We start from the raw sequence: 4935 nt of genomic DNA, 5'->3' as shown, positions 1-4935 counted from the left end.
CCTCCACGCCGTCGTCTCCACCCTGCGCGACCTGGACTTCGGCGACACCCCGCCCGCCGCCGCCTACCGCGCCCAGGCCCCCGGACGGACCGACGACGCCACCCAGGAGCACGCCCATGGCACCCGCTGACCTCACCCTCACCGAGGCCTCGGACGCGATACGGGAGCGCCGCCTCTCCCCCGTCGAACTCGTCGACGCGGTCCTCGACCGCGTCGAGCGGACGGAACCCCGTCTGCACGCCTACGCGGCCGTGACGGCCGACCGGGCACGCCACGCGGCCCGCGAGGCCGAGCACGAGATCGCCGCCGGGCGGTACCGGGGCGCGTTGCACGGGGTGCCCATGGGCCTCAAGGACCTCATCGATGTCGGCGGCATGGCGACCGAGGCCGGTTCGAGGGTCCGCGCGGAGCACCGCGCCGACTCCGACAGCGCGGTCGCCGAACGGCTCGCGCGGGCCGGTGCCGTCCTGCTGGGCAAGACGCACACGCACGAGTTCGCCTTCGGGCTGACCACACCGCAGACGCACAACGCCTGGGACCAGCGGCGCGTGGCGGGCGGTTCGAGCGGCGGCTCCGCGGTCGCCGTGGCCGCAGGGAGCGCCGCCTTCGCCCTGGGCACCGACACCGGCGGGTCGATCCGCGTGCCCGCCTCGCTCAACGGCGTCGTCGGCCTCAAGCCCACCTACGGCCTGGTGTCACGGCACGGCGTCACCTCCCTGTCCTGGTCCCTGGACCACGTGGGCCCGATCACCCGGACCGTCCAGGACGCCTTCCTCGTACTGGCCGAACTGGCCGGGCACGACCCGCGCGACCCGGCGTCCGTGCCCGCCCCCGACGGCCCGCTCCGGTGGGAGGGCGGCACCGACCTGTCCGGGGTGCGCGTCGGGGTGCCGCGCAACCACTACTTCGACCACGTCGACCCCGAGGTCGAGGCCGCCGTCCGCGCCGCCGTCGCACGGCTCGCGGAGCTCGGCGCCCGCCTCGTCGACGTCGGGATCCCGATGGCCGGTCACCTCCAGGCCGTGCAGTGGGGGCTCATGGTGCCCGAGGCCACCGCCTACCACGAGCGCGGCCTGCGGAGCGTGCCCGACCTGTACGCCGATGACGTCCGCGGCCTGCTCGAAGCGGGCGAGCTGATGAGCGCCGGGGACTACCTGCGCGCCCAGCGCGCCCGCACCCTGATGCGGCAGGCGTGGGCGGAGATGCTCGCCGACGTCGACGTCATCGCCGCGCCGACGGTGCCCATGACGGCGGCACCGGTCGGTCAGGAGACGGTCACCTGGCCCGACGGCACGGTGGAGAGCGTCCCGGACGCCTACGTACGGCTCTCCGCCCCCGCCAACATCACCGGTGTCCCCGCGCTCACCGTGCCGGTGGGACAGGACGCGGCGGGGCTGCCGATCGGCATGCAGCTGCTGGGCCGCCCCTTCGGCGAGGGCGTGCTCCTGCGTACCGGGCACGCCTACGAGCGGTCCCGGGAGCTTTCGCCCTCGCTTCGAGGCGGTGCTCTCTCACCAGGTGCTCCCACACCGGGTGGTGCCCTCTCACCAGGTGGTGCTCTTTAAAGTGGTGCCATGAGTCGCAGACCAATGGTGCGTCCGGGCGGGCGCAGCGCCCGGGTCCAGGAGGCGGTGCACGCGGCCGTGCGCGACCTCCTCGCGGAGGCGGGGCGCGAGAACCTGACCGTGCCCATGATCGCCGCACGGGCCGGTGTCACACCGTCGACCGTCTACCGCCGCTGGGGCGACCTGCAAGAACTCCTCTCCGACGTGGCCGTGGAGCGCCTGCGCCCCGAGAGCGCGCCGGACGACCACGGTGGCCTCACTGCGGACATGAGCGCGTGGGCGGAGCAGTTCCTCGACGAGATGTCCTCGCCCGCCGGGCGCGCCTACATCCGCGACGCCCTGCTCGGCGACCCCGACGGCAGCAACGCCGGCCAGTGTTCCGCCTACGCCGCCGAGCAGATCGACGTCATCCTCGCGCGGGCCGCCGAGCGAGGGGAGGCGGTGCCGGGCACGGAGACCGTCGTCGACGGTGTCGTCGCGCCGATCATGTACCGCATCCTCTTCCGCCCGACGGAGCTCGACGCGCCGTACGCGCGACGGCTCGTGGCGTCGGTGCTGGGCGACTGACCGGGATCAGCAGGGGGCACACCACGGAGGCCGCGTGGGGGCCGTACGTTTAATCGCGTGACCCCGCGGGCCGGGCGCGTTATCGTCGGCTCCATGAACGTCATCGGACGAGACACCTTCGCGACCGCGCGAGCGACCAGCTCGCCGGTTGCCGCCGCCTGACGTCCTCTTCCCATCGGCGACCGGAAACGGCCCGCCGATGATGACTCCCTGACTCCGGCTCCACCGCCTGAATCCGGTGATCGTGCACGTGCGGACCGTGGTCCGGCCGCCTCCCGCGCCCGTACGCGAAGGAGCCACTCCCGTGCATTCCCACCTCACCCCACAGACACTGAGCACCGACCGGATCATCCGGACGTTCGTCGAGTACTTCGAGGAGCGCGGACACCACCGCACGACCGGGTCGACGCTGCTGCCCCCGCCCGGTGACCCGGTGCTGTTCACCACCTCGGGCATGCATCCGCTCACCCCCTATCTGGAGGGGCGCCCGCATCCCCTGGGCAGGCGTCTGGTCAACGTACAGCGCTGTCTGCGCACCACCGACCTGGAGGAGGTCGGCGACCTCACCCATCTGACGGTCTTCGAGATGCTGGGCACCTGGTCGCTCGGCGACTACGACGGCCCGCAGAGCCTCGACTGGGGGTACGGGCTGCTCACCGAAGGCTTCGGCATCGACCCGAGGCTGCTGCACGCCACGGTCTTCGGCGGCGACGAGCAGGTCGGTCCCGACACACCCTCCCTTGAGGTGTGGCAGCGGCACGGCGTCCCCGTGGAACTCACCGTCGAGGACAACTGGTGGCACAACGGACCGACGGGCCCGTGCGGGCCCGACTCCGAGATCTTCCTGTGGCTCGGTGACACCCCGCCGCGCTCGACACCCACCCAGGACGACCGGTGGGTGGAGGTGTGGAACCACGTGATGATGCGCCACCGCAGGCTGGAGGACGGCTCGCTCGTGCCGCTCCCCCAGCGCAACATCGACACCGGTCTCGGCCTTGAGCGGCTGGCCTCCCTGCTCCAGGGCAGGACGTCGGTGTTCGAGTGCGACATCTTCGACCCCTGGCGGCGTCACGTCCCCTCGCTGTGGACCCTGGACGAACCCACACTGCGGCTGGTCTGCGACCATCTGCGCTCGGCCATGGTGGTCATCGGCGACGGCGTGCGCCCGGCCAACACCGGCCGCGGCTATGTGCTGCGGCGCCTGGTGCGCCGGGTGCTCACCGTACTGTGGCGCGACGACCCCTCGCGCGAACTGGGCTCGCTGCCGGACGAGTTGTTCCGGCACACCCGTGACCACTTCCGCCAGGAGACGGACGAGGAGGACGTACGGAAGGTGCTCCGCGAGGAGGAGCAGCGCTTCCGCCGCCTCCTGGAGCGCGGCAGGCAGGTCCTTTCCCGCCCCCGCTTCCGGGGCCCGCTGGACGAGGAGGACCTGCACTACCTCCACGACACGCACGGCCTGCCGCGCGACCTCGTGCTGAGCCTGCGGGAGGAGTGAGGGGGCGGGCACCCGGACCCGGGACCGGTTACGCGGCCAACTCGGTGGCCAGCGCCCTGGCGTGGGACTCTGCGGCGGCGAGTGACTCGGCGCGCGATGCCTCGTACAACGGGACGAGGTCGGCCATCGCCGGGACCGTCGGGGCCATGGTCAGCTCCGGGACGATGAAGGTGACGTCCAGGCCGAGTCCGTCGCCGAGCGCCTTGTGCAGGAAGTCCTGCACGAAGTCGTTGCCGTGGTTGGGCGTGCCCTCGCGGTAGGAGCCGCCCCTGCTGGTCACGACGACGGTGCGCTTGCCCGCGAGGGTGGGGTTCGCCGTCCCCGCGGTGCGGCCGATGGCGAAGACGTGGTCGAGCCAGGCCTTGAGCGTCGAGGGGATGGAGAAGTTGTACATGGGGGCCGCGAGCAGGAGCACGTCCGCGCTCTCGGCCTCCTCGATCAGCTCGCCCCGCAGCGCGAAGGCCGCCCGTTCCTCGGGGGTGCGGTCGGCGGGGGCGGTGAATCCGGCGTAGAAGGCGTCGGCCCGCAGGTGGGGCAGCGGGTCCGCGTCGAGGTCACGGTAGATCACCGTGCCCCGCGGGTGCTCGCTCTCCCAGGCCTCGCGGAACGCGGCGGTGACCGCGCGGGAGTGCGAGTTGTCGCCGTTGAGCGAGGTGTCGATGTGCAGCAGGGTGGCCATGATGACGCTCCATGAGTGACAGGCGGAACAGCGCGGCAGCGCGACAGGTGACTCGGTGTGAAGGGGACCCCCCGTGGCGCCCCCTTCACACCGCACAGCCTGCTTCCTCAAGCGCGCTTCAGGTCCACCCCCTGTGATTCACTTCACCCGTCTGCCCCGCCGGTTCGTCCTAGGCCGTGTCCGCAAAGTGCTGTGGTCGTTGGTCTGTTCGTGGTGCGTCGTCATGAGCTGAGTGATGAGTCGTGGGCGGTGATCGAGCCGTTTCTGGCTCCACCGCGGATGGGTCGTCCGGYGCGGGATCGCCGGCAGGTGGGCAACGGGATCCTGTGGAAGCTGTCCACCGGGGCTGCCTGGCGGCCTGAGTGATGAGTCGTGGGCGGTGATCGAGCCGTTTCTGGCTCCACCGCGGATGGGTCGTCCGGTGCGGGATCGCCGGCAGGTGGTCAACGGGATCCTGTGGAAGCTGTCCACCGGGGCTGCCTGGCGGGACCTGCCCGAGCGGTATGGCCCGTGGAAGACGGTCTATGAACGTTTCCGCCGCTGGTCTGCCGACGGCACCTGGGACCGCCTCCTGGCCCACGTCCAGCAGCACTCGGACGCGGTCGGTGGGGTCGMCTGGACCGTTG

General features: G+C 71.9%; 5 protein-coding genes and 1 pseudogene. 5 read left to right on the top strand and 1 reads right to left on the bottom strand.

Annotated elements, in window-relative coordinates:
- The first annotated feature begins 116 nt into the window (after nt 1-116).
- From AB8Z36_RS30035 to AB8Z36_RS30025, 3 genes are all read left to right on the top strand, one after another.
- Nucleotides 117-1565, top strand: coding sequence for an amidase (locus tag AB8Z36_RS30035; protein WP_369216533.1), 1449 nt, complete (start codon nt 117-119; stop codon nt 1563-1565).
- A 9-nt stretch (nt 1566-1574) separates the two neighbouring features.
- Nucleotides 1575-2132 (top strand): TetR/AcrR family transcriptional regulator, encoded by a 558-nt coding sequence (locus AB8Z36_RS30030; protein WP_369216532.1) that lies wholly within the window; start codon nt 1575-1577, stop codon nt 2130-2132.
- A 304-nt stretch (nt 2133-2436) separates the two neighbouring features.
- A complete protein-coding gene (locus AB8Z36_RS30025; protein ID WP_440582030.1) occupies nt 2437-3630 on the top strand; it encodes an alanine--tRNA ligase-related protein in 1194 nt (397 codons plus the stop codon).
- Between the two features lie 28 nt (nt 3631-3658).
- Here AB8Z36_RS30025 and AB8Z36_RS30020 read toward each other — a convergent pair whose 3' ends face one another.
- A complete protein-coding gene (locus AB8Z36_RS30020; RefSeq protein WP_369216531.1) occupies nt 3659-4309 on the bottom strand; it encodes an FMN-dependent NADH-azoreductase in 651 nt (216 codons plus the stop codon).
- 192 nt (nt 4310-4501) lie between these two features.
- Between AB8Z36_RS30020 and AB8Z36_RS30015 the strand changes: the two are divergent.
- Together AB8Z36_RS30015 and AB8Z36_RS30010 are read left to right on the top strand one after the other, a co-directional pair.
- Nucleotides 4502-4666 (top strand): annotated as a pseudogene (locus AB8Z36_RS30015) (transposase); the annotation flags it as partial.
- 1 nt (nt 4667) lies between these two features.
- The coding region (locus AB8Z36_RS30010; RefSeq protein ID WP_369216534.1) for a transposase at nt 4668-4935 on the top strand (268 nt) is incomplete at its 3' end.

Source organism: Streptomyces flavofungini (assembly GCF_041028215.1).
Lineage (GTDB): Bacteria > Actinomycetota > Actinomycetes > Streptomycetales > Streptomycetaceae > Streptomyces > Streptomyces flavofungini_B.
The sequence above is the reverse complement of the archived record's forward strand: the minus strand, read 5'-3'. Positions and strand labels throughout refer to the sequence as shown.

Bases quoted from the DNA above. Each gene is read 5' to 3' on its own strand.
- AB8Z36_RS30030 (WP_369216532.1), top strand. From the start codon at position 1,575: ATGAGTCGCAGACCAATGGTGCGTCCGGGCGGGCGCAGCGCCCGGGTC.
- AB8Z36_RS30020 (WP_369216531.1), bottom strand. From the start codon at position 4,309: ATGGCCACCCTGCTGCACATCGACACCTCGCTCAACGGCGACAACTCG.
- AB8Z36_RS30035 (WP_369216533.1), top strand. From the start codon at position 117: ATGGCACCCGCTGACCTCACCCTCACCGAGGCCTCGGACGCGATACGG.